The 23,889-nt window shown below is 64.1% G+C and carries 20 protein-coding genes; 12 read left to right on the top strand and 8 right to left on the bottom strand.

Translation table 11 applies throughout. The annotated features are described in order from the left end of the window. Nucleotides 1–40: 40 nt before the first annotated feature. Complete coding sequence (locus SO140_RS37870) at nt 41–1,075, bottom strand: DUF2778 domain-containing protein (protein ID WP_449382134.1); 1,035 nt, start codon at nt 1,073–1,075, stop codon at nt 41–43. A 139-nt stretch (nt 1,076–1,214) separates the two neighbouring features. Here SO140_RS37870 and SO140_RS37865 point away from each other — a divergent pair, with 139 nt between their 5' ends. Further along, a complete protein-coding gene (locus SO140_RS37865; RefSeq protein ID WP_449382135.1) occupies nt 1,215–1,655 on the top strand; it encodes a DUF1810 domain-containing protein in 441 nt (146 codons plus the stop codon). A 99-nt stretch (nt 1,656–1,754) separates the two neighbouring features. Then, nucleotides 1,755–3,839: a methyl-accepting chemotaxis protein gene (locus SO140_RS37860; protein ID WP_449382136.1), complete on the top strand. Its 2,085-nt coding sequence runs from the start codon at nt 1,755–1,757 to the stop codon at nt 3,837–3,839. Between the two features lie 2 nt (nt 3,840–3,841). Here SO140_RS37860 and SO140_RS37855 read toward each other — a convergent pair whose 3' ends face one another. Together SO140_RS37855 and SO140_RS37850 are read right to left on the bottom strand one after the other, a co-directional pair. Beyond that, the gene (locus SO140_RS37855; protein ID WP_449382137.1) at nt 3,842–4,432 is read right to left on the bottom strand and encodes an NADPH-dependent FMN reductase; all 591 of its coding nucleotides are present in this window, start codon (nt 4,430–4,432) and stop codon (nt 3,842–3,844) included. Between the two features lie 61 nt (nt 4,433–4,493). Then, entirely contained in the window at nt 4,494–5,441 is a 948-nt protein-coding gene (locus tag SO140_RS37850) for a helix-turn-helix domain-containing protein (RefSeq protein WP_498543844.1), read from the bottom strand. Nucleotides 5,442–5,704: 263 nt separating this feature from the next. Here SO140_RS37850 and SO140_RS37845 point away from each other — a divergent pair, with 263 nt between their 5' ends. From SO140_RS37845 to SO140_RS37820, 6 genes are all read left to right on the top strand, one after another. Beyond that, nucleotides 5,705–6,841 carry a DUF2336 domain-containing protein gene (locus SO140_RS37845; protein ID WP_498543843.1) on the top strand — a complete coding sequence of 379 codons (1,137 nt, stop codon included), beginning with the start codon at nt 5,705–5,707 and terminating at the stop codon, nt 6,839–6,841. Further along, nucleotides 6,838–7,167, top strand: coding sequence for a PilZ domain-containing protein (locus SO140_RS37840; protein WP_449382140.1), 330 nt, complete (start codon nt 6,838–6,840; stop codon nt 7,165–7,167). The genes SO140_RS37845 and SO140_RS37840 overlap by 4 nt, the downstream gene beginning before the upstream one ends. 90 nt (nt 7,168–7,257) lie before the next feature. Beyond that, complete coding sequence (locus SO140_RS37835) at nt 7,258–8,301, top strand: HD-GYP domain-containing protein (RefSeq protein ID WP_449382141.1); 1,044 nt, start codon at nt 7,258–7,260, stop codon at nt 8,299–8,301. A 602-nt stretch (nt 8,302–8,903) separates the two neighbouring features. Beyond that, nucleotides 8,904–9,866: an alpha/beta hydrolase gene (locus SO140_RS37830; RefSeq protein ID WP_449382156.1), complete on the top strand. Its 963-nt coding sequence runs from the start codon at nt 8,904–8,906 to the stop codon at nt 9,864–9,866. Nucleotides 9,867–9,933: 67 nt separating this feature from the next. Next, complete coding sequence (locus tag SO140_RS37825; protein ID WP_498543842.1) at nt 9,934–10,812, top strand: dienelactone hydrolase family protein; 879 nt, start codon at nt 9,934–9,936, stop codon at nt 10,810–10,812. A gap of 88 nt (nt 10,813–10,900) precedes the next feature. Continuing rightward, a complete protein-coding gene (locus SO140_RS37820) occupies nt 10,901–11,149 on the top strand; it encodes a hypothetical protein (protein ID WP_449382143.1) in 249 nt (82 codons plus the stop codon). 100 nt (nt 11,150–11,249) lie between these two features. On the opposite strand, the gene SO140_RS37815 is transcribed toward SO140_RS37820, so the two are convergent. Both SO140_RS37815 and SO140_RS37810 read right to left on the bottom strand, forming a co-directional pair. Then, nucleotides 11,250–12,185, bottom strand: coding sequence for a CobW family GTP-binding protein (locus SO140_RS37815; protein WP_449382144.1), 936 nt, complete (start codon nt 12,183–12,185; stop codon nt 11,250–11,252). Between the two features lie 3 nt (nt 12,186–12,188). After that, nucleotides 12,189–13,679, bottom strand: a complete 1,491-nt coding sequence (locus SO140_RS37810; RefSeq protein ID WP_498543841.1) for an amidohydrolase family protein — start codon at nt 13,677–13,679, stop codon at nt 12,189–12,191. Nucleotides 13,680–14,027: 348 nt separating this feature from the next. Here SO140_RS37810 and SO140_RS37805 point away from each other — a divergent pair, with 348 nt between their 5' ends. After that, on the top strand, nt 14,028–14,489 hold the full coding sequence (locus SO140_RS37805; RefSeq protein WP_449382146.1) for a hypothetical protein: 462 nt from the start codon (nt 14,028–14,030) through the stop codon (nt 14,487–14,489). A 32-nt stretch (nt 14,490–14,521) separates the two neighbouring features. Here the strand turns inward: SO140_RS37805 and SO140_RS37800 are convergent, their stop codons facing one another. Further along, a complete protein-coding gene (locus SO140_RS37800; protein WP_449382147.1) occupies nt 14,522–16,144 on the bottom strand; it encodes an ABC-F family ATP-binding cassette domain-containing protein in 1,623 nt (540 codons plus the stop codon). 123 nt (nt 16,145–16,267) lie between these two features. Beyond that, on the bottom strand, nt 16,268–17,866 hold the full coding sequence (locus SO140_RS37795; protein WP_449382148.1) for a multicopper oxidase family protein: 1,599 nt from the start codon (nt 17,864–17,866) through the stop codon (nt 16,268–16,270). Between the two features lie 246 nt (nt 17,867–18,112). Between SO140_RS37795 and SO140_RS37790 the strand changes: the two genes are divergently transcribed. From SO140_RS37790 to SO140_RS37780, 3 genes are read left to right on the top strand one after another with little or no spacing between them, the layout of a single operon-like run. Beyond that, nucleotides 18,113–20,884, top strand: a complete 2,772-nt coding sequence (locus SO140_RS37790; protein ID WP_498541046.1) for a xanthine dehydrogenase family protein molybdopterin-binding subunit — start codon at nt 18,113–18,115, stop codon at nt 20,882–20,884. After that, nucleotides 20,881–21,405, top strand: a complete 525-nt coding sequence (locus SO140_RS37785; RefSeq protein ID WP_449382150.1) for a (2Fe-2S)-binding protein — start codon at nt 20,881–20,883, stop codon at nt 21,403–21,405. The genes SO140_RS37790 and SO140_RS37785 overlap by 4 nt, the downstream gene beginning before the upstream one ends. An 8-nt stretch (nt 21,406–21,413) precedes the next feature. Next, on the top strand, nt 21,414–22,031 hold the full coding sequence (locus SO140_RS37780) for an Isoquinoline 1-oxidoreductase subunit (RefSeq protein WP_449382151.1): 618 nt from the start codon (nt 21,414–21,416) through the stop codon (nt 22,029–22,031). Between the two features lie 149 nt (nt 22,032–22,180). Here the strand turns inward: SO140_RS37780 and SO140_RS37775 are convergent, their stop codons facing one another. Further along, nucleotides 22,181–22,912, bottom strand: a complete 732-nt coding sequence (locus SO140_RS37775; protein WP_449382152.1) for a hypothetical protein — start codon at nt 22,910–22,912, stop codon at nt 22,181–22,183. Nucleotides 22,913–23,889 lie beyond the last annotated feature (977 nt).

Here is a 23,889-nt window from a genome sequence, read left to right as displayed (position 1 = left end):
ACGAAGGGAAAACGGCAGCGCCCGCCGTTTGTTCAGACTTTTAGGAGTCCGAGGCCGATGCGCGCTGCGACACCGACGTGGCGCCCTTCAGGTTCGGCACCACGATCAGACGGTTGATCTCGCCATCGTCATAGGCCTTCAGGAAACGATCGTAGAACTTGATCGAGACGCAGCCATTGGAGTCGCCGCGCGGCCCGAGCATGTAGCTGTGCGTGAGCAGCCCGACGCGGCCAAGGGCGCTGGTCCCGTCGACCGGCGTCATGCGCAGTGCGCGCACGCCATGGAACAGCTTTTCGCGAGGCTTCAGCTCGTAGGTCGCCGGCGGGGTCGCGCCGACCATGCGCTGGTCGACATGGTCAGGGTCGTCCATCATCGCGCCCATGCCGGAATGCGCTTCGAGCGCCACGCCGCCCGGCAGGTACACCGCCTTCGCCGAGATGTCGTACACCGCGGTCTGCGAATTGTAGCCGAGCGCGGCGAGGTCAGGCCCCTGGCGGAACAGGCCGCTGTCGGGCGTCAGCGAGGCAAGCCTGACCTTGCCCGGGAACATGTCGGAGAATTTTTGCAGCAGGCTGCGGTTGTCGCCCTTCGGCAGGGAATCGGCGAAGGCCTGGCTGGAGGCGACTTGGGAGGCGAGATCGGCCTGCACCGGGCGCGACCGGGGCATCGGGACGTCGGGCTTCTGCGATGACAATGGCGGCGCCGTCGCCTCGACCACCTGCTTGTCGTCCTCGGTCAGGGTCGAGCGCCAGTCGTCACGGACGAGTTGCTGGGCGAGCAGGGCCTTGGCGTCGCGGAGCTTGAGCTGGATCATGCTGACCGCCGAGCGTTCGACGGAGCGCAAGCCGGCGTCGCGCGGCGGCGAACTGGGCTGGAATCGGTCCTCAAAGGATGTCGTTGGGCCGCTAGGTGGCAATGCGGCCGACGCGAGAGAGGCGGTGCCGTTGCCGTAGGCGATCCAGGCGACCGCGCCGACCGACAGCGCCACGGCGGCCAAAGACAGCAAAAGCGTTTCCGGCCGCCCAATACGGCGGCGCGACAAGAGCTTCTTGGCCCGTGCTGCGTCGGAAACCATCAGATCCCCAAATCGACCCGCCCAACCCCGTCTCGAACCCCTCGGGGTACCCAACCCCGTCGAGATTCTATACCAGCTACCACATCAGGAGCCAAAAGTTAGGCATAATCGCGGCCGGGGCGGCAGCCGGAGGCGGTTAATGAGCGATCCTTTTGACCTCAAACGCTTCATCCAGGCCCAGAACGACATCTATCCGGGGGTCGTCGGAGAGCTTTCGGCGGGGCGAAAGCACAGCCACTGGATGTGGTTCATCTTCCCGCAACTAGCCGGGCTCGGCGCCAGCGCCATGTCGCAGCGCTATGCCATCGCCTCCCGGGTGGAGGCCGAGGCCTACCTCGCCCACCCCGTGCTCGGACCGCGCCTCCTCGAATGCACAGGCCTCGTGCTCGCGGTGAAGGATCGCAGCATCAACGCGATCCTCGGCGCGCCCGACGACGTCAAATTCCACTCGTCGATGACGCTGTTCGAAGCCGTGTCGGATGAGGCGATCTTCGGCCAGGCGCTTGCCCGCTATTTTGCCGGCGCGCGCGATGGCGCGACGCTCGAGATCCTCGCGGCAATGGACCGCAGGGCCGGCTGATCGCAAAACCGGCCGGCCGCGGCAGCATAAACCCGGAGTTAAGCGAGCCCACCTACCCTTCACGCGATTTCACGCCTCGGCTCTTTTTCCGGACCCGCTATGAAAATCAACACGCTTCTGACTGCCGCCATCGTCTCGTTGTCGACCGTCGGCGGCGGCCTCGCCGTCTATGTCGCGGTGACCAAATATCAGACCATGGACCGGATCGCGGAGGCCCAGAGCCGGCTCCAGATCGTGCGCGCGGTCGGCGATATCCCGCGCTATCTCAATCCCGAGCGCGGTTACGCCACCAACATTCTCTACGGCCCGGCGACGGTCGATCCCGCGATGCGCGCCGAGCACGAGAAGCTGCGCAAGCTGACGGACGGCGCGCGCGACAGGATGAACGCGCTGCGCAAGGAGCAGCTTCCGGGCAGCCTCGAGGACGGCAACACCATTGCCAGCAGCATCGACGCCCTGAATGCGAAGTTTGCCGCCCTGCGCGAGGCCATCGACAAGGCGATCGAGGGTCCTGCGGACGCCCGCAAGGACGCTGCGCGCAAAATCGTCGCCGACAACGCCGTGTTCAACAACGGCATCACCGCACTCCTCAGCGAGCAGGTTCGCCGCATGGCGATCCTCAACGGAGATGCCTATCGCCAGGCAAGCTACGCCAATGTCGCCTGGACGCTGCGTGACGTCGGCGGCTTCAATGCCAGCCAGTACAAGAACCTCGTCGGCTCCAAGAAGGTGGCGAGCGAGGCCGAGAAGATCGACATCAGCCGCGCGCAGGGCCGCAACGACCAGATCCTGATGTCGCTCCAGGAATTACGCGGCAATCCAACGACGCCGGCGAACGTCGCGGCCGCGCTCGAGAAGATGAATTCCGACTATGTCGAGAGCTTTGGTCGCGACCTCAAGCTCATCAAGGACGGCGCGGCGAGCGGCAAATACGACATCGACGTCGACACGTTGTATGCGAGCTCGCAGCGCGGCCTGGGCGCCATCATCGGCGTCCGCGAGGCATTCTACGAGAATGCCGAGCAGATCCTCGGCACGGCCTCTGCGGACGCGCGGCTGAGCTTCACGATCGCGCTGACCGGCCTTGCGGCCGTGCTCGTCGCAAGCATCGGCCTTATCGTCATGGTCCGCCGCCGCGTCTGCGCGCCGATCGTCAACCTGACCAGGAGGATGTCGCGCCTTGCCGCCGGTGAGATGGCGGAGGAAATTCCGGGCGCAGCGCGCTCCGACGAGATCGGCGCGATGGCGGCCGCCGTGCAGGTCTTCAAGGACAACATGCTCAAGGCCGAACAGCTCGCGGTCGAGAAGCAGGCGGAGAACGACGGCAAGATGCGGCGGGCCCAGATCCTCGACGAGCTCGCCCGCGCCTTCGAGGCCAAGGTCTCAGAGCTTGTCGGTGGCCTGTCGTCGGCATCGGCAACGATGGAAAGCACGGCGCAGTCGATGACCTCGACGGCGTCCGCGACCAACAGCCAGGCCGCGGTCGTCGCGGCCGCCTCCGAACAGACCTCGACCAACGTGCAGACGGTCGCGAGCGCGACCGAGGAGCTCAGTTCCTCGATCGCCGAGATCGGCCGCCAGGTCGCCCAGTCCACCGAGATCGCGGCGCGCGCCGTCGACAATGCGCGGCGCACCGGCGATACCGCGCGCAGCCTTGCCGAGGGCGCGCAGAAGATCGGCGACGTCGTCACGCTGATCCAGAGCATCGCCGAGCAAACCAACCTGCTGGCGCTCAATGCGACCATCGAGGCGGCGCGCGCCGGTGACGCCGGCCGCGGCTTTGCCGTAGTCGCCTCCGAGGTCAAATCGCTGGCGGGGCAGACTGCGAAGGCCACGACCGAAATCTCCGAGCAGATTTCCGCGATCCAGTCCGCGAGCGACGAGACGATCGCCGCGATCCGCAACGTCGCCGACGTTATTGCCGAGATCGACCAGATCGGCACCGCGATCGCCGCTGCGATCGAAGAGCAGGGTTCGGCGACCAAGGAAATCTCCCGCAGCGTCCAGGAGGCCGCGCGCGGCACCCAGGAGGTCAATTCCAACATCACAGGCGTGCAGCGCGCCGCCGACGATACGGGAGCTGCCGCCAATCAAGTGCTGGGTGCTGCCGAACAGCTCTCCTCGCAGTCACGCGACCTCGCCGGCCAGGTCAACCGCTTCCTCAGCGAGGTCAGGGCCGCGTAACGTCAGTAAGGCGGCGCCTTCCTTGCCCGTTGCGCCTTGGCAGCCTCGACCCACCAGGTGAGATCGTCGGCAAAACGCGGGAACGAGCGCTCCAGCGCCTTGCCGCCCTCGCCCGTCGGCTCGCCCTCCGCCGACAGCGTCTGCGCGATCGGACCGACCGCGATCGTGCTCGAGATCACCACCATGCCCATTTCCGACAGCGTGCCATGCCAGGCGGTTGCGGCGCGTGCGCCGGAAAAGCGACCGGCGGAATAGCTGACGACTGCGGCCGGACGCCAGAACCATTCCTCGAGAAAATGATCGGTGAGGTTCTTCAACCCCGGCTGAATACCCCAATTGTATTCGCCGGTGACGAACACGAAACCGTCGGCATCGCGGATCTGCGTCGCCAGCCTCTCAAGTGCCTCCGGCGCCTTCCCTTTGGGATGCTCCTTGTACATGCGGTCGAGCATGGGAAGGCCGACCGCCTTGGCGTCGATGAAGGTGACCTCATCGCCACGGCTCCGCAAGCCGTTGACGACGAAATGCGCCAGACGAATACCCATGCGGTCGACGCGGTAGGAGCCGTAGAGGACGAGGATGCGATTGCCCATGACGGGCGCATCCTAGCATGAAGCGTTATGCCGACCTATTCACGAAAGCCGCGACGAAAGGTCAGGCCTTTCGGGCGCGCTCCAGCGTCTGTGACGGCGTTTCGCCGAACTGTTGCCGATAGCTTCTCGAGAAGTCGCTGAGGTGCCAGAAGCCGAAGGCAAGCGCCGCCGCCTTCACGCTCTCGGGCCCGGCCAGCAATCGCTTGCGAACGAGCCACAGTCGCCGCAGGCGCAAATAGCGGTGCAGGCTCATGCCTCGATAGCGCTGGACTGCATCGTGCATGCTGCGCACGGACAGGCCGAGCTTCCTGGCCAACTCCTCACTGTAGATCGGCTGAGCGAGATCATCCAGCAGGAGCGCGCGGATGTCCTGGAATGTCCTGAAGTGCCGCTCGTCATTGGCCCGCGCGGTCCAGCGTGTTGGAACGACGCCAGCAAACGCCGCATCGATCGCGGCGAGCAGGGATTCCCTCATCGCCGATGCCTTCATCGGCCATTCGACGGCATCGACAGGCTCCGAGGCAGCAGCGATCACCTCCCTGATCAGCTTGCGCAGCCAGGTCAGCGCCAACGCGCTCGTTTCGTAGATGCGGAAGTTTGCCCTCGTCTCCGGCCAGCCGCGCCCGCTCACCTCCGGCGTAAACATCACAGAGGCGTATTGCCGCTCGACTTCCTCGACCATGTTGAAGACGGCGCCACCGCCGCCGATCACGATGGCCGCACGATCCCGGTGCGCTCCGTTGAAACGGATGGGAACCTCATGGTCGTCCATCGTGAAGCCAACCGCGGTGCAGTTCTTCACGAGCTGCGCATCCACGATACGTGGAAAGGATTTCGTGAAGTTGACGTCGCAACCCGGCAGATTCAGGATGGTCTGCTCGGCCGCAATCTTCCGCACGAGCGGCGTGAACTCCACATCCAGGGTTCGTATCGCACTGCGGAATTCATCGACATCGTCAAATCGAAATATCTTTGGCGCCGACATCGGCATCCCAAAAATGGCATTCATCGCGAATCAAGAAATCAGTTCAACAACGGTCCCCTAATCCGGCTATTCGCTCAACTGTATCTTCGGTTCCGTCGGGCGCGCTTGCCTGAGCGCGCAGAAATCAAAAATACCGCAGTTGCGTTTGCCGAATTTCGATATCGATTCAAATTCGGAGGACGGTGCGATGGCACCGTCGACGCCTCCACCATAACCGATGTTTAACAACTTTGGCGCGCAATTGCCTCCGTAGAAGCACCGTCGTTTTTTAGCGGATCAGGCCCGCCATGAATGCCATTTTGCCTGCCGATATTGTTGCCGAGCTCGAGAGCACCATTGCAGGCTGCGCCTACGAGCGCCGCGTCCGCATGCTCCGGCGGACGACCGACCTGCTCGTCGCAGGTCGCGATCGTCTTCAGGAGCCCGAAATCAGCGCGTTGGACGAGGTCCTGCTTCGCATTGCGGAACGCATCGAGCCGAAGGCACTCACACAGCTGAGCACAGCGCTGGTCGATCTGAGTTTGGCTCCAAGGGAAACGTCGCGCCGTCTTGCCTTCCATGACGACCCGATGGTTGCGGGCCCGCTCCTTCTCAAATCGCGCACGATTTCGGCAAACGACCTAGAAACGATTGCGACCTCGCGCGGGGAGCAGCATCTGCTGGCGATCTCTGGAAGGAACTCGGTTGATCCGGTCCTGACGGACATCCTGCTGAAGCGTGGCGGCAAGAATGTCGGTCGCGCGCTGGTGAACAATCCGGGGGCCGCTTTTTCCGCCACGGGCTACGCCATGCTGATCGCCAGGGCCGAACATGACAACGAGATCGCCAGGGCGCTGGCATTCCGGTCCGACACGCCCGACAAAATTGTCCGCGGGCTCTTCCCCCGGCTGAGCCCGGACGCGAGGGCCTCCATACTTGATGCTGCCGCCCCCGCTTTGCGCGAGCGGATCGAGACCGTGCTCAGTCCGACACCGCCCGCGGCACGGCCGAAGCTTCCATCATCGACCGACTATGCGGAAGCACGGCTCTCCGTCGTCGCGCTCAACCGCGTCGGGAAGCTCAACGACTCAACCGTCAACCGCTTCGCGATCCGGGGCGAGGCAGCCAATCTGATCGCCTCGCTCTCGGTGCTGTCGGGCGCGCCGATGGACGTGATTGAAAAGATCATCACCGACGAGGATTGCGAAGCACTGGTCATGGCCTGCCGCGCCTCCCGCCTGAACTGGCAGACGACGCTCGCCATCCTCTGCAATCGCGGCGGTCCGCGCCTTTCCTACGAGCAGCGCGAGCGCGCCCAAAAACTGTTCGACGAGCTCTATCTTTCAACAAGCCAGTGGGCGGTGCGCTGGGGCGAAATGGCCGCAAGCGCCGACGCCATGACCACTGACAACAACAAGCGCGGGAAATCGGGGGCCAGCCGATGAAATTTGACGGTCGCAAATCACACCGCGTTCGGATGGATCACAAGCAACCCGTCAATCTGATGGGAGCGGACGGCACCTGGCGCCGCGCCTGCGTGCTGCTCGATGTTTCGGACAGCGGCGCCAAGATCGAGGTCGAAGGAACTCTCGACGTTCTGCAAGCGAGGGAATTCTTCATGCTGCTGTCCTCGACAGGCCTCGCCTATCGCCGCTGCGAACTGGTTTGGATCGACGGAACTATGGCTGGGATTCACTTCATCAAGGGGGGAACGAAGAAAGGACCGACGAAGGTCGACAGCGAACACGCGGCGAAGGGCGCGAGCAAATAGCCGTCGCCGAAAGCCACAGTCGTGCCAGGTTCCAGTTTCGTCGCACCAGTCAAAGCTCAAAGCAGCGTCCCGGAGTCTCGGGCGGCTTTCGTGCACGTGCTGGCCGACAGCTCGGACAAACTCTCCGGAATTTGCTCGATCGTCGAACGGAAATTCGCCGTGGCGGGTGAGCGGCTCGATGCCGAGGCACGGCTGCCGCACTCACCGCTTGCCGTCGTCGTGCGCGCAGATCTTCGCGACGTCGGCAACATTGCTGCGCTGAAGAAACGGTCTGCACGGCTGGCCAAGGCGGGCAAACGCATCTTTCTGGTCGAGCCGCCCTCCCACGTTTGCATCTCGCAGGCCTACGCCCTCGGCGCCACGCACGTCCTGCCGGGCGCGCCCAATCAGGCCAAGCTCCTTGCCGCGCTGCTCGGGACGCCGCAGTCCGATGCCACGTCCGCAGATGGCCAGTCGCAGCCGGATGATGCCGTCGAAGCGGCCGCGACCGCCATCGGCTCGATGTTCAGCTCGGTCATGCTCGGTGAGACCATCGACGTCGACGGAACAAGAGAGGCCGGCCGCAAGATCGCCAACCGCATCGCAGAACACGGCCTGTCGGAATGGCTCACGACGGTACGGCGCCATCACGAGGGAACCTACCAGCATTGCCTGCTGGTCACCGGTGTCGCCATCGACTTTGGCCTAAGTCTCGGCGTCAGGAAAGACGACCTGGAACGGCTGTACTCGGCGGCCATGTTTCACGACATCGGCAAGGCAAAGATTCCGCTGGCGATCCTCGACAAGCCGGGACGCCTCGACGCCGAGGAGCGCTCGCTGATCGAGACCCACCCGGTCGCGGGATACGAGGTTCTGAAGGATTACGCCAATATCTCGCCCGAGATCCTCGATGCGGTCCGTCATCACCACGAATATCTCGACGGCAGCGGATATCCGGACGCGCTTTGCGCCGATAGCATCACGGATGTCGTTCGAATTCTCACCATCTCCGACATCTTCGCCGCGCTGATCGAGCACCGGTCGTACCGGCAGACAATGCCGCGCGAGGAGGCCTACGGCGTTCTTCTGGGAATGCAGGGTAAGCTGGAGAAGGCGCTGGTCGCCTCGTTCAAGCAGGTCGCGCTGACCCGCTGATCGCGCATCGCCGCCTTCATTGCTTTGGTCTAAATGCGCGTTGGCTTAAATGCGCGTTGGTCTCAATGCGTCGCGCGATATTTGGCGCGACGCGGGATCGACCGGCACGCCAAGCCCTCCGCCAGCCGCTTCATATCTTCATGTTTGCCGCTGCAAATCAACCGGCCGAATTCTTCGGGGGAGAAAGGGAGACTTGGATCATCATCAACGGGATACCGCACTCGCGGTCCGAGCAACCATCGCACCAGGCTAGCCAGCCGCCGCATGTGAATTCCCTCGCGCCAGCAACAAACCTTTCACAGCGCTTATTGTTCCTCCTGACGAGTCGAGATTGCAAGAGCCGGTTGGGAGTCCGCACCAAAAATTTCGGCAGAAGAATATTCTGTTTGCAAACCGCAATGCGCGTCTCGAGCACACAACCTCTAGTCAGCGAACCCGACGAAACGCACGAACTCGCTGCTCTCCTCGCGATCGGATCGCACGGCATTGGCGGCAAACGTGTCGTCGTGACGTTGCCGCCGGTTGCCCAAGCTGCGCTCGAAACCTATGCTAGCGCGCAAGCAAGACCAAGAACCGTTGCAAGCCCCTTGAAAGACCTGCCGATGGCCGCACCGCTCGATCCCGTCATTGCCCAGATCATCCCGACGCTGCCGCTGCGCGATCCCGTGACGATGACACCGCAGAGCGCCCGCGAGTCCTTGCTTGCACTCGCAGCGGCGCGTGCGGCCGTGCCGCCCCCGCCCGTAGACGAGGTTCGCGATATCGAGGTGAAGGGCGGCGCGGGAGCGCTCGCGGCACGCGTCTATCGCGTCGGCTCGACGACATCGCCGACGGTGGTCTTCTTCCACGGCGGCGGCTGGGTTGCAGGCGGTCTCGACACCCATGACCGGCAGGCGCGATTCCTCGCGATCGAGACCGGCGCAGTCGTGATCTCCGTCGACTATCGGCGTCCGCCGGAGACGCGCTTTCCCGGCGCATTCGAGGATGCCTTTGCCGCAGCACGCGACGTGTTCGAGCGCATCGCGGAATTTGGCGGCGACTTGAAGCGCCTCGGCGTCGCCGGCGACAGCGCCGGCGGCAATCTCGCAGCAGTCACCGCAATCGCCTGCCGAGACGCCGGCATCAGGCTCGCCGGACAGTTTCTGGTCTATCCCGCGACCGACGCGGTCGGCAATTATGCTGATGCGGTCGAGAACGCGCGCTTTCCCTCGCGCATCGAAAACGCGGATGGCTACTTTCTGTCACGCGCGGTGATGGAGTGGTTTGCTGGCCATTACCTCGCCGATCCCTCGCACGCGCAGGACTGGCGTGTCTCGCCGCTGCGGGCCAAATCGCTCGCCGGCGTTGCACCGGCCGTAGTCACGACGGCCTGGTTCGATCCGCTGCGCGACGAAGGTGCGGCCTACGCGCGGGCGCTGGAAGCTGCCGGCGTTCCCGTCAGGCATCACGAGGGCGCCGGCCTGATTCACGGCTATTTCAGCATGGGTGAAGCCTCCGAGGTTGCGCGCCTCGAGGCCCAGCGCGCGCGTGCCGATTTCAGGGCTTTGCTCGTTCGTGGCACATGAGGGCGGCGGAGTTGAATCTTCGCCTCTACCAGCGTCTCCTGCCGGAAGACCGGGGATTCCGACCAGCATGACAGCCTTTTTCACCCGCATTGTCTTTGCCGCGACCACCTCACTGTGGCTGATCTCAGATGCGACAGCCGCACCGGAGACTGTCTATTTCCAAAGCGCCGACGGCCGCACGCAGCTCGTCGGCTATTTATTCCGCCCGCAGGCGGCGGGTCCCGCGCCCGCCATCGTGCTGCTGCACGGCCGCGGCGGCCCCTATTCCAGCAACGTCAACGCGGACTGCACCGTCGTTGGCCCCAAGGTCTCCTCGCCTTGCAACGCCGCGACCTTGTCGAAACGGCACGCGATGCGGGGCCAGTACTGGGCAGCACGCGGCTATCTCGCGCTGCTGCCGGACAGTTTTGGTCCGCGCGGCAAGGCCTACGGTTTTGGCCGTTTCACCCATGACGATCCCGATCGTGATGACGTCAACGAGAAGACCGTGCGCCCGCTCGATGCCGAGGGCGCGCTTGCCTATTTGCGCAGCCGCGGCGACGTGATCGGCAACCAGATCTTCCTCCAGGGCTGGTCGAACGGCGGCAGCACCGCGCTGAACGTGATGATCCGGCAAGGCGCGAACCTGGCAGCCGGCTTTCGCGGCGCGCTTGCCTTCTATCCGGGTTGCGGGCCGAAGGCGCTGTTGCAGCCGACGATCTCCACGACCGCGCCGATTGCCATGTTCCTGGGGGCCGACGACGAGGAGGTGTCGCCCACGTTCTGCCAGCAGGCCGCCGATCGGGCGCACCAGGCCGGCAGCAAGATCGACGTCACGGTCTATCCGGGCGCGACTCATGACTTCGACGATCCCTCGCCACGGCGTCAGTCGGTCGCCGCGAACCAGGCCGCGTTGAACGACGTGCAGACCAAGGCGATTGCCGCAGTTGCACGCTGGAAAAATTGAAACGGTCACCAGGCTGAGCGCCTGATCTTGCTTGATTGCGCCACGATTCGGAGTTCCTATTCCCGAACCATTGTTTAGGGAGACACCCATGATGAAGCGGATTTTCCTGGCTGCCGTCGTCGCCACCTTCGCGGCCGGTTCGGCCTTCGCGGAGGATACCTGCGAAAGCAAGGCCGTCGGCAAGGACGGCAAGCCGCTGGCCGGCGCCGCCAAGACCTCGTTCATGAAGAAGTGCAAGGAAGACGCGTGCGCGCCCAAGGCGGTTGGCTCGGACGGCAAACCGCTCGCCGGTGCCGCCAAGAACAGCTTTATGAAGAAGTGCGAGACGAGCGCTTAAGACACGGCGCGATTAACCCTCGATCCCGATACGCCCGCCACCGCGGGCGTATCTTGTTTTTGAGCAACCTCATCCCGCTTGAAACGGTCGCCGGAGTCCGTCACGCACCTGCAGCGTCGACGCAGCCTTCCATGATCCGATCGATCTCCTCTCGCGAGAGGACGCCGAGTTCGGCAACGAAGACGATCCGCGTCCGCGGCGTCCCCGCTGACAGCGTCCCGCCCGCGGCCAGCGTCGCCCGACCGCCGGCAAGTTGAAAAACCATCAGCCGCCCGGGCTGCTCGGCAGTCTCGAACAGCCCCTTCGCCCGCGCGAGCTTTGGCGCGAGGCGTCCGATCGCCGCCTGCAATCGCGGCAGCGATATCGGCCTGTCTGCCGTCCAGCTCATGGTCTCGAACCGCTCGGCAGCCGGTCGTTTCGGTCCCGGCTGGCGCGGCGCTGGCGCGCGATCGACGTCGGGCGCGAACAGCAGCGCCGCGGGCACTTCGCCATGGACAGAATCGACCAGGACGGCCGAGGGGCGCATCGCGCGGATGGCATCCCGCATCTGCGCGGCGCCGGCGCTGTCTGCCAGATCCACCTTGCTCAGCGCCACCACGTCGGCCGCCCGTAGCTGCGACCGCAGCAATGCGTCGTCCAACATGGTGACCTGCATAGTCGCGTCCACCACGCACAGCACGGTTTCCAGCGGCGCTTCGCGAAAGATCAGGGGGTCCATCAGGTTGCGCACGACATCCGCCGGATCGGCCACGCCGCTGGTTTCGATCGCGATCACGTCCGGGCGCGGATCACGCCGCAGCAGCACGGCAAGCGTGCGCAAGAGATCGCCTTCGAGCGAGCAGCAGATGCAGCCATTGGCGAGGCTCACCACGCCGTCGGCGGCGCCCGTGATCAGCTCAGCGTCGATGTTGATCGCACCGAAATCGTTGACGACCGCCGCGATCCGCCGTCCGCCGGCATGCGCCAAGAGATGGTTCACGACCGTGGTCTTGCCCGCCCCGAGGAAGCCCGCCACGAGCAGAACCGGGACGGACACGCCTCAAGCCTCGGTGACGGGCCGGCGCACCGGCCGGCCGGGCCTTGCCGCCACATCCAGCACACCATCGGTGATCAGCAGATGGCCACTCACCACGAGATGGCGTACGCCCTCCGACGCACGGTTCATCGCGGAGAATTCCGCCCGGTCGGTCAGCGTCTCGTAGTCGAACACCACGATGTCGGCGTCAGTGCCGGCCGCAAGCCGTCCCTTGGCTCGCATCGCGGGCGTGCTGTGCTCGAGAATCTGCGCTGGAATCAGCGCGCATTTGCGGATGCCTTCCAGCAGCGACACTGCGCGGCGCTCGCGCACCCACTCACGGATGAAGCGGGCGAAGCAGCCTGCAGAGCGCGGATGGGACGTGGCGTCCTTGGGCAGCGGCCAGGCATCGCCGGTGTAGGTGCGGCCATCGGAAAGCGTCCAGGGCATGGCGTCGGATGCAATCGCGCCGCCGGGATAAAGCACCGACATGTCCAGGAGATCGCGATGATGCGCATTGTTCTCGATATCGAGGATGTGCCAGAGCACCAGCGTGGAGGGCTCTGCGGCCTGCGCCGCCAGCAGTTCCTGCCGGTCGCGGAAGCGACGGCCATCGGCGACCCGCTGCACCGAGTCGTAGCCGGTGCCGTTGCGCGCCTCGAATTCAGGGTCGCTGAAGAACGCGGCCGCGAGCACGGTCGAACCGGTGCCGTAAGGATAAGCCTCGACCGTGATCGGAAGGCCCTGCGCCTGCGCCTTGGCCACCAGCTTCACGCAACGTTCGATGTCGGTCTTGCTGGAGGAGTTGAAGTGGCAGATGTGCATATGCGCGCCGGTGGCGCCGGCATAGCCGATCAGGCGGATATAGGCTTCGGCCGCACTTTCCGGATCGACACGCGACATGAAGGCGACGTGGGTAAAGGTCGGAACGTCTTGGGTGGCCGCGAGCTGGCACACCGCGGTGAGCTCCTGCACGCCGGCGCCGGGGGCATAGGCGTTCAGGATGCCGATGCCAATGCCGCCTTCGTTGAGCCCACCCGCAAGACGATCGAGGATGCCGTTGACCTCCGTGTCGCTTGCCACGTTGTCGATCCAGCGGCGATCGCGCATGGCATTGCCGAACGCCTCCAGCGAGCTTTCCGAGTTGGAGCCCGTCATCGCGCCGATGCGTGCGAAAGCCCAGTTGGTTGAGGCGCCATAGTTGAGCACGCGCCCTTTCGCCGCCTGCTTGCGATACCAGGCTGCGACTGGCAGCACGCCGGCCTCGAGGTCCAGCGTCGTCGTCACGCCGTCGAACGCCTGCATGCGATCGGCGGGGATCGACTGGCCATGCGCATGCAGATCGATGAAGCCGGGCGCCACTACCAGGCCGGTCGCGTCGATCGTCCGCTCCGCGCCGCCAAGGGCGGTGCCGACGGCAACGATCCGGCCATCCATGACAGCCACGTCGCCGACAGCATCCATCCCGCTGGCCGGATCGACCACCCGACCACCCGCGATCACCAAGCCGCCCATTAGAGCTACTCCGCATTCCAAAAGCGGCGCGAGCGTAGCGAGCGCCATCAACGCGTCAAGGCACGTACGGGAATGCTAGCTCCGCAATACCGACAGCACCTTGATCAGCATCTCCGCGGCGCCGCATCCATATTGCCGGCAACTCGGGTTCGCACTAACATGGCACGATCGATATTTTGCAACCAATAGGCGCCCGGCACACGTGACGGAAGCGCACGTTTTCAAATCAAGAAGCACTTGATCAAGACGATCCGTGTGACGGAGTTCCTCGCTTCATGATCCCCGAGCGACGTGTACTCGGGATGCGGCGACATGGGCCAACAGGCCTGAGTATCAGGAGATCCGATCATGATTAGTAGCGATCCACTCGGACCAAGATGGAGAATCGGCTTTTATCCGGGGCCGCCTCAAATTCGAATGGAAGAAGAGGAGTCGCCCTCTTCAACCTCGCCCCCAGATTACGGCCGCACAGAGAAAATCGGCGAGGCCGGCAAGCAGGGTATCCAAGAACTCTTGCGGCAAAGAGCAGTGATCATCGATTCCATCGGTATCGCCGAGCTTTCCTTCGATGAGAAATTCAAGCTGATCGAGGAAACCCGCCTCTTGATGACGCAGCTCAACCCGCCGAGATTCGCGACGGAAAAGGTCATCTACAGCATCCTCATTTTTAGCGCTGTGGTGATCCTGATGCTCGCACCGCTCACCGCGATGGGCAAACTCCCTCCGGAAATAACTGTGACCTTCATCGGCACGGCGGTAGGAGGGACGATCGCGACGATCGCTCAGAAGCTAGGAAAGATCGGTCGCTAAGCGCTTCAAGAGACTCGACGCGAGGGCCGCGTCTACGACCGCAATCCAGGCGCTTCCTGGCCGGTCCGGGCGACGTATTCGGTGTAGCCGCCGCCATATTGGTGGATGCCCTCGGGCGTCAGCTCCAGCACGCGGTTGGAGAGCACGCTGAGGAAGTGCCGGTCGTGCGAGACGAACAACATGGTGCCCTCGAAATCCGATAGCGCCGCGATCAGCATCTCCTTGGTGGCGAGATCGAGATGGTTGGTCGGCTCGTCCAGCACCAGGAAGTTCGGCGGGTCGAATAGCATCTTTGCCATCACGAGGCGTGCCTTCTCGCCGCCGGAGAGCACGCGGCAGCGTTTCTCGACGTCGTCACCGGAGAAGCCGAAGCAGCCGGCGAGTGCGCGCAAGGACCCCTGCCCCGCGGTCGGGAACGCGTCCTCCAGCGACTGGAACACGGTGCGGTCCCCGTCGAGCAGATCCATCGCGTGCTGGGCGAAATAGCCCATCTTGACGCTGCCCCCTAACGCCACCGTGCCTTGATCGGGATCGCTCGCACCGGCCACCAGCTTGAGCAAGGTCGACTTGCCGGCGCCGTTGACGCCCATCACGCACCAGCGCTCGCGGCGACGGATCATGAAATCGAGCCCGTCATAGATCCGCTTGCTGCCATAGCCTTTGTGGACATTCTTCAACGCGACGACGTCCTCGCCCGAGCGCGGCGCAGGCAGAAAGTCGAACGCGACTGTCTGGCGGCGGCGCGGCGGTTCGACCCGCTCGATCTTGTCGAGCTTCTTCACCCGGCTCTGAACCTGCGCGGCATGCGAGGCGCGCGCCTTGAAGCGCTCGATGAACTTGATCTCCTTGGCGAGCATCGCCTGCTGGCGCTCGAACTGCGCCTGCTGCTGCTTCTCATTCAGCGCGCGCTGTTGCTCGTAGAACTCGTAATCGCCGGAATAAGTAGTCAGCGAGCCGGAATCGATCTCGACCACCTTGGAGATCACGCGGTTGATGAACTCGCGATCGTGCGAGGTCATCAGCAGCGTGCCCTCGTAGTCGCGCAAAAACTTCTCCAGCCAGATCAGGCTTTCCAGATCGAGATGGTTGCTCGGCTCGTCGAGCAGCATCACGTCGGGACGCATCAGGAGAATGCGCGCCAGCGCCACGCGCATCTTCCAGCCGCCGGAAAGCGCGCCGACGTCGCCCTCCATCATCTCCTGGCTGAAGCCGAGGCCGGACAGCGCTTCACGCGCCCGTCCGTCGAGCGCATAGCCGTCGAGCTCCTCGAAACGATGCTGCACCTCGCCATAGCGCGCGATGATCTCGTCCATCTCGTCGGCCTTGTCCGGATCGGCCATCGCGGCCTCGAGCTCGCGCAGCTCGGCCGCGACCACGCTGACCGGGCCTGCGCCGTCCATGACTTCAGCCACGGCGCTGCGGCCGCTCATCTCGCCGACGTCCTGGCTGAAATAGCCGATGGTGATGCCGCGATCGATCGAGACCTGGCCCTCATCGGGCAGCTCCTGCCCGGCGATCATGCGGAACAGGGTGGACTTGCCGGCGCCGTTCGGGCCGACGAGCCCGATTTTCTCGCCCTTGTTGAGCGCTGCAGAGGCTTCGATGAAAAGGATCTGGTGGCCGGCTTGCTTGCTGACGTTGTCGAGGCGGATCATGGGGTCTTTTTTGGGGGAGTTTTGCGTTGCAGCGTAAATAGGCCATGCCGGTCGCCAGGGGAAGCCCGGCCGCACCCGGATTCCCCCCGCGAGACACCAAATTCCCGCAATCCGCCCCTGGGTTTAGGACTTGTAGACCTCGACCGTCTGCATCATGCCCATCTCCTCATGGTTCATCATGTGGCAGTGGAGCATGAAAACGCCGGTGAAATCGAGGAAGCGGGAGCGGAACACGACCTCGCCGCCCTGGCGCTCCACGATCACGGAATCCCGCCATTCCGGCGCCGCCAAGGCTTTCCCGTTGACCGAGACGATCTGGAACGGATTGGTGTGGATGTGGAAGACATGGTCGTCATGTTCGTGCGTGTTGACGATGCTCCACTCCTCGACCGCGCCAAGTTTGACCCGGTGATCAATACGGGCGGGATCGAACTTCTTGCCGTCGATGAAGAAGCCGAACTCCTGCCAATGGCCCGCGGCATCGGCTTCGGGCGCGGTCGCCGACAGCACCACCTTGCGCCGGTTGGTAATTTCCGCGTCCTTGATGGTCGCGAGCGGCGCCGGCGGAAGAGCCTTCGGCAGTTTCATGTCCATCGGCGCGCCCGACACTACGATGCGCGCCAGCGGCCCCACCGGAGACGGATGCCCCTGATCGTAGGGCGCCGCGTTGAAGGCATAGGTACCCGGGCTGCCAGCTTTCACGAGGATGTCGGCGCGCTGGCCCGGCGCGATCAGGAGCTGCTTCAACGGTTGCACGGCGCCGAGCTGGATGCCGTCATATGCAATCGCGTGCAGATCATGCTGCTCCAGAGCGAGCAGCATGTCGTCCTGATAGGCGGCATTGAGGATCCGCCAGCGCTGCACCTCGCCGGGGCGCATCTCGACGACCGGCCGCCGCTGGCCGTTGATCGCGAGGAATCGAGTCGCCGTCTCCGGGAATAGCGTCTCGAAATTCTCCACCATGCCGTTGGCATCGAAGACGACCTGGGTCAGCACCAGGAGGCGCTCGCGCGCGGCCGCGATCTCCGGAACGTCGGCGAAATCGCCCTCGATGATGACAGCGCCCACCATGCCGCTGGACATCTGGATGTCGGCGCTGCCGTGGTGGTGGGGGTGATACCAGTAGGTGCCTTTGGTGTGGTCGGCCGGCAGCGTGATCTCGATATTGTAGCTGTGGCCGGGCGCCATCGAACGCATGACGTTATCGGCGATGCCGCTTGGGCTGACATGCGCGCCGTGGAAATGGAAATTGGTGTTGTTGAACTGATGCGGGTGGCTGATGTCGGCGGGGAGCCCGTCGCGGTTCGGCGGCAGATCGTTGATCATCTTGATCCGCAGCGTCTCGCCCGGCTTCATGCGCAAGGTCGGTCCCGGACTGCCGCCCTCGTAAGATCTGACATAGAGCCTGACGCCGCCGATCTGGCGATAGGCGTAGCCGCAGCGCAAGGTGGTGCTCAGAACGCCACTGACGGACCTGCGCACCTCGGGCTCGACCAGCTTCTGATCTATGGCCGGAACCGTCGTTTCCGGTACCATGCCCGTCGTCGGCGACATGTCCGCGGCGTGCGAGGCGTCGGCATGGTCGTGCATCGCGTGTTGGGCGTTCGCGGCGCCAGCGAACAATGACAGCGCGCCCATCTTGAGACCGCAATCGAGCAGTTGGCGCCTTGTCATTCCGGTCGACGTGCTAACCGGAGAGAGATCGTTCGAATTCTGCTGCATGTGAGTTCCCGCCCCTCGTCATCCAATTCCCTCAATCAATTTGATTCGACTGCTAGGCAAGCGGAAATGGAATTCTCAATCCGCGCACATGTGACACGCAGCGTCTTCATCTGATGTAAACGCCCTGCCGTTTCTATGCCTGCATGACGAATCATGACAGCTTCACGCGAGCGTTGGCGCGTACCCTCCGGGCACCGATGCCGTCAGCATCGTGATGTCCTCGAAATCTTGTACAAGGATCAGAACATGCGGCCTTCGCGACGCGAGCTCGTGAAGTGGTTATCGGCAGGCGGCATCTCGGTCAGCCTGTCACATCTCGGTCTGGCGAAGGAGTCTCCCTTCGCCTCGCACGAGACGCTTCCCGGACGCGGCAATTTCAATCCTGCGATCAAGGGTGCCGGCCGCGTCGACGGCGTCGCCAAGGTGACGGGCGCAAAGCTCTACGCCTCCGATTTCCGCGCCAACGACCTTCCGGGCTGGCCAAAAGCCACCTCGCACGCGATCCTGGTTCGCGCCAACGACGCCACGCATGTCTACACCGGGATGGATCTCGCCCGCCTGTCGGGCGCACTGAAGCCGTCCGTTGTCGTTACGGCCCTCGATCTCGACCGGATCGGCACGCAGGTGCCCGAATTCTATGCCGGTGATCTCTTCTGTCCCGTCGGCAAGACGCCGCTCTATCTGGGTCAGCCGGTCGCGCTCCTCATCTTCGAAAAGTTCGATGCCTTCGACCAGGCGCGCCTCGTGCTGCGCGATGGCACCTTCGTCAAATTCGGCGAGGAAACCGGGCCGGTGATCGCGCCTGATTACGGCTCCTTCCGCTTCACCCGCGTGGCAGGTAGCGCACCTGAGAAGCCGGATATCTACTCGCCGATCCAGGCCGGCTGGGTCTCTCCCAAGAAGGTCCAGAGCGCCGCGCTGCCGGTGTGGTCGCCGCTCGCCAAGGAGATGCCGGCCGATTACACCAAGGCCGCCAAACATGGCGAGCAAATCCGCGCGGAGCTTGCGGCGGAAGATGCTTCGCTGCTCGTGCTCGACCGCGAATTCGAGACGCAGTCGGTCGATCCGATGTTCCTCGAGCCCGAAAGCGGCCTCGCCTGGTATGACAACAAGGCCAGCAATCTCGAGCTGGTGCTCGGCGTCCAGTCACCCTACGAGGCGGCAGAGTCGATCGCGCATCTCTTGGCCAAGGCCCGTGCGCCCTACAGGCCGGCGCATATCAATGCGCAGTTCGCCCATGTTGGCGGCGGCTTCGGCGGCCGCGATCACACGCCATTCATTCTCTATGTCGCGCTCGCCGCGATCTGCTTTCCCGGCAAGCCGGTGCGGCTCGCCCATGACCGCTACCAGCAATTCCAGGGCGGCATCAAGCGCCACCCGATCAAGATGCGCTCGCGCATCGGCATCGATCGCACGACCGGCAAGATCAAGGCCTTCGCCGCCGATCACGTGCTCGACGGCGGCGGTCTCGCCAATTTTTCGGCCAACGTCGCCGTGGTTGCCGCCACCGGTGCAATCGGCATCTACGACATTCCAAAGGTCGACGTCACGACCGTGGCACTGCATTCGCGCGGCGTCACCGCAGGGTCGATGCGCGGTTACGGCACGCTGCAAACCATGACCGCGCTGGAGGTGCTGATCGACGAGGCGGCAAGCGAGCTGAAGCTCGACCCGATCGAATTCCGCCGTCGCAATGCCTTGAAGCAGAACGGCCGGACCATGACGGGAAATCCGTACATCGTTTCGGTCCGTACGCCCGAAATCCTCGACAAGCTCGAAAAGCATCCGATCTGGCAACAGCGCGCGCGGTTCAAGCAAGGCTCATCCGACCGGCTGATCGGTACCGGCGTTGCCTGCGTGACCAAGGACTACGGCTCCGGCGCGGATTGCTCGCTCGGACGCGTCGAGCTGACCGCCGACGGCAAGATCGCGATCTTCTGCGATCACGTCGAGATGGGCAACGGCATCGGCACGGCGCTGGCGAACCGGGTGGCGAGCCATCTCGGCACGATCGCCGACGAGGTCTCGGTCGCCCGCGTCGACAGCTACGACGCCCTCGGGCTCGTCACCTCCGGCGATCCCTACACGATGGATCAGAAGACTCAGGATGCAGCCGAAAGGAATCCGCGCTGGGTGCCCTCGATCAGCTCGGCGACATCAGCCTCGATCGGCGCGCATGTCGGCACGCATTCGTCTGCGGAAGCTGCCCGCGTCATCTTCCGCTTCGGCCTGTGGCCGGCGGCGCTGGAGCTCTGGCATATCCCAAAGACCGATCCGCGCGCACGGCAATGGGCTAGCGCGCGTTGGGAGAATGGCCAGCTCATCATGCCCGGCCAGGAGCCGCTGGCGCTGCCCACGCTCGCCGCAACCGCCCATGCGCGCGGCTACGTCACCGGCGCCGTCGCGCACAGCTTTTCCCGCTGGGCCTGGTCGCGCGCCCGCTTCCCGCTGTTCGGCGAGCAATACCGCGCCGACATCGACGCCCTCGCGATCCGCCGCGGCAACGGCAAGTTCGAACGCATCAACCGCACCAGCGTCAAGTTTCCCCCGACCGACAACAATCGCATCGGCACCGCCTACACCTCGATGTGCGGCACGGTCGTCCGTGTCGAGATCGAGCGCGCGACCGGCAGCTTGCGCATCGCAAAAGCCTACAGCGTGTTCGAATGCGGCACCGCGCTCGTGCCCGAGGTCGTCATGGGCCAGGCCCATGGCGGCTTCGCGATGGGCGTCGGCTACGCGCTGCTCGAAACGCTGCCGCCCTTCGAAGGCGGCCCGGGCAACGGCGAATGGAATCTCGGGCGCTACCTCGTCGCGCGCGGCTCGGACCTCCCCTTGCGCGATCTCGAGATCGAGATGCTGAAACCGTTGACGCCGGACGAAGAGCCGAAGGGCATGGCGGAGGTCGTCATGATCCCGATCGTGCCGGCGCTCATCAACGCCATCCATGATGCCACCGGCCACCGCTTCCGCGCGCTGCCGGTGACGCAAAGCCTTTTGAAGGGAGTGCTCGCGTGACGATCCTCAGCCTCACCATCAACGGCCAGAAGCATGGTCCGGTAGAGGTGCGCGACGACCTCTCGATGAACGATTTCTTGCGCGAAATGCTCGGCATGACCGGCACGAAATTCGGCTGCGGCGCCGCGCAATGTTTGAGCTGTGCCATCATCGTCGACGAACCCGACGGCAACAGTTACACCAGCCCGACCTGCATCGCGCCGGCCGTGAATTTCGACGGCAAGTCGATCCGCACCGTCGAGGGACATGCCAGAGACGGCGAGCTCTCGGCCCTGCAAAAAGCCTTCATCGATCATTTCGCGTTTCAGTGCGGCTACTGCACGGCGGGCTTTCTCAATGAGGGCCAGGTCCTGCTCGAGCGCCTGGCACGCAAGCCGGTCGCCCGCGACGCGCTGGAGCAGACGATCGCCGACGCGCTCGACGGCCACCTCTGCCGCTGTACCGGCTACGTCAAGTATCACGAGGCCGTGCGCGACGTGATCCTCGCCGATTCAAATCGCTACCTGATGGCTACCAAGTGACACGAGCCATGATCTCCGACGCGCGCTTCAAGATGATGGCTGCGATCGCGGCGCTCGCCAGCAGCCTTTGCGCTGGCTTTGCCGCCTCCGAGACCGCGAGCCATGCTCTGGCCTCGCCCGAGAGCTTCGCCAACATTGCCGACACTGAGAAGCGCTCGGCCGCGATCTTCACCGAGCTCGGCAAGGTGCTGACGCATCCGCGCTGCACCAACTGCCATCCCGCCGGCGACAGCCCGCGGCAAGGCGACAATCCGCGTCTCCATCAGCCGCCGGTCACGCGCGGCGCCGACGGCCACGGCCTGGAGGCGATGCGCTGTCATACCTGCCACCAGAAGGCCAATTTCGAGCCCGGCCGCATCCCCGGCCATCCCGAATGGCACCTTGCACCGCGCGAGATGGCATGGGAAGGCAAGACGATCGGCGAGATCTGCGCGCAGATCAGGGATCCCGCACGCAACGGCGGCCGCAAGGTGGAGGAGCTGATCGACCACATCGGCAAGGATACGCTGGTCGGCTGGGCCTGGAAGCCCGGCTTCGGCCGCTCGCCGGTGCCCGGCACGCAGGCCCAGGCCGGTGCGCTGGTCGAAGCCTGGGTGAAGACCGGAGCGGCCTGTCCCGCGCCGTGACGAGGCCCCAGGGCGAGCACTATAAACGGTTTCCGAAGGCAAAGCGGAAGTCGCCCCGCTTGATCGTCATCGACGGCTTATAACTTAAGGCGCGCTTCACCCAGCTGACAATCCCGGTCGGTCGGGTGAAAATGACCCAGCCGCATTGATTAAGGCCTGGGCTTCAGATAGCGCGACGAGAGCGGGATGGCGTAAATCTTGAAACCTGCGATCTCAGGAAATGCCTCCGCTGCGTCCGGAGACACCAGCGCCAGGAGCGCAGCCGGCACCTCACCATTGACCAGTCGATCGATCGCCGCTGTTTGTCCTGTGCTCAGTTGGAACACTGGACCTCCTGCTGCCACGATCGCGAACCTGATATCAGCGCTCGATGCCGTGTACCTGTCATCCATCGCAACGTTCTTGGCGGTAAGAGCGAATACCGACGGCATCTCCGGACGAACCATTACAACGGCAACAAGGGGGTCCGCGTCGTCGGGAAACGCACCTACGGTTGGTTCGGCACCGTCGCGTGCTGCCGTTCGGGTCGCGACGGTCATTCGCTCCGCAACCGCGGTAGCGGCTGCCACCTGCTCGTGTATCGTTCTGCTTTTGGAATTCTGGGCGGTATCCACGGTGGGCCGCGAATCCGTGATGCTTAGCCCTGTCGTACCAGAACCCGCGCCGATGGTGGCGTTGCTTTTTGGCTCGGGTTGCGTCGCCAATGCAGGAGGCGGGACGGGAGTTGTCGGGCGCTCTGCCTTTGCCGCGACGACGGCCTTCTTGGTGGCGAGGTGAGCCCTGTCATGGACACGATGAGGCCGCGGCTTTTCGGTCTTCGTTGCGATGGTAGATTTGGTCGATTTTATTGGGAGATTGGTTTTGGACGGCGCGAGTTTCATCGGCTGATCGGCAGCCGTCCTGTTGGAGCAGGCGAACTCTCGTTCGTCCGCGCACACTTCCGCGGCCGCTTGACGCGGCGGTTCGCGACTACAGCCAACCAAGGTCGCAGCCAGCGCGATGATGAGAGACGCTCTCATGCAATCACCCTAGAGGATAAATTTCTGCCGGTATTCTCTCTGCGTATTTATCTCCGCGCTGATCGTCTATGTTTGTACGAAAATATTAAACGAGCATTAAGCGTACGGCCGCCGGTGCGAGAGGCTTCCTTATGGTTAACGCCAGGATAGGCCGAGCGTGACGCCGCCTTGATGTCAGAGAGCCAGACACAATCGGCGAAAGCCTCGTTGTCGGCTTCAACGCTCGTGTCATGGATTAAGGGGTTTGGGGCTCTCGATCGCCCAACCGGTGTCCGCCGAGGACGCACTGCTGCGGTGCATGAGTCTGTTATTGGCCCACAGCGAAGTGGCGGCACGCGTCGTCAAGGTCCGCCCAGCGCGGTGAAGCGAACGAGATTTGCTCTTCGCATTTTGTGAAGGGTTTCGGATGCCGGCCGCATGAGGGACGGGGCGGCGTATTCGGCGGCCGGCGTCCGAAAGCCTCCAAGGGAGGAAACCGCGCTTGAGGGAACGTAAGGCCGTGCCGCAGGCGCTATGGGGATTTGAGTGCCGCGGGCGCGCTGGCGGATTTGGGTCGAGCCGATGCAACGAGTCGTGGGACGATGACACGGCTGACGAATGAGCGACGGGTGACGTCGAACTGCATAGGTTGCCCGACGATTTGCGACGGCTGGCGGATATGCGGGCGCGCTCTGCCGTGGCCGGTCGAGGGCCTGCGAGCACGACGAACGGATTTGCAGGACTGTGGCGCGGTCATGAGGTGTCGATCCTGATGCGGTTCGCTGGAGCTGTCGGCCGATGCCGTGGCGTTGCGCCACGCGCGAAGACCTCGATGACGACCATGCGACCGCCACAACATG

It is taken from the genome of Bradyrhizobium sp. UFLA05-108 (assembly GCF_059803455.1).
This window is presented reverse-complemented; position numbering and strand designations above follow the sequence as displayed.

What these genes read in the sequence shown, in the direction of transcription:
- SO140_RS37855 (WP_449382137.1), bottom strand. Translation starts at nt 4,432, where the DNA reads ATGGGCAATCGCATCCTCGTCCTCTACGGCTCCTACCGCGTCGACCGC.
- SO140_RS37860 (WP_449382136.1), top strand. Translation starts at nt 1,755, where the DNA reads ATGAAAATCAACACGCTTCTGACTGCCGCCATCGTCTCGTTGTCGACC.
- SO140_RS37845 (WP_498543843.1), top strand. Translation starts at nt 5,705, where the DNA reads ATGAATGCCATTTTGCCTGCCGATATTGTTGCCGAGCTCGAGAGCACC.
- SO140_RS37805 (WP_449382146.1), top strand. Translation starts at nt 14,028, where the DNA reads ATGATTAGTAGCGATCCACTCGGACCAAGATGGAGAATCGGCTTTTAT.
- SO140_RS37790 (WP_498541046.1), top strand. Translation starts at nt 18,113, where the DNA reads ATGCGGCCTTCGCGACGCGAGCTCGTGAAGTGGTTATCGGCAGGCGGC.
- SO140_RS37830 (WP_449382156.1), top strand. Translation starts at nt 8,904, where the DNA reads ATGGCCGCACCGCTCGATCCCGTCATTGCCCAGATCATCCCGACGCTG.
- SO140_RS37840 (WP_449382140.1), top strand. Translation starts at nt 6,838, where the DNA reads ATGAAATTTGACGGTCGCAAATCACACCGCGTTCGGATGGATCACAAG.
- SO140_RS37850 (WP_498543844.1), bottom strand. Translation starts at nt 5,441, where the DNA reads ATGAATGCCATTTTTGGGATGCCGATGTCGGCGCCAAAGATATTTCGA.
- SO140_RS37775 (WP_449382152.1), bottom strand. Translation starts at nt 22,912, where the DNA reads ATGAAACTCGCGCCGTCCAAAACCAATCTCCCAATAAAATCGACCAAA.
- SO140_RS37795 (WP_449382148.1), bottom strand. Translation starts at nt 17,866, where the DNA reads ATGCAGCAGAATTCGAACGATCTCTCTCCGGTTAGCACGTCGACCGGA.
- SO140_RS37800 (WP_449382147.1), bottom strand. Translation starts at nt 16,144, where the DNA reads ATGATCCGCCTCGACAACGTCAGCAAGCAAGCCGGCCACCAGATCCTT.
- SO140_RS37780 (WP_449382151.1), top strand. Translation starts at nt 21,414, where the DNA reads ATGATCTCCGACGCGCGCTTCAAGATGATGGCTGCGATCGCGGCGCTC.
- SO140_RS37825 (WP_498543842.1), top strand. Translation starts at nt 9,934, where the DNA reads ATGACAGCCTTTTTCACCCGCATTGTCTTTGCCGCGACCACCTCACTG.
- SO140_RS37865 (WP_449382135.1), top strand. Translation starts at nt 1,215, where the DNA reads ATGAGCGATCCTTTTGACCTCAAACGCTTCATCCAGGCCCAGAACGAC.
- SO140_RS37810 (WP_498543841.1), bottom strand. Translation starts at nt 13,679, where the DNA reads ATGGGCGGCTTGGTGATCGCGGGTGGTCGGGTGGTCGATCCGGCCAGC.
- SO140_RS37820 (WP_449382143.1), top strand. Translation starts at nt 10,901, where the DNA reads ATGATGAAGCGGATTTTCCTGGCTGCCGTCGTCGCCACCTTCGCGGCC.
- SO140_RS37870 (WP_449382134.1), bottom strand. Translation starts at nt 1,075, where the DNA reads ATGGTTTCCGACGCAGCACGGGCCAAGAAGCTCTTGTCGCGCCGCCGT.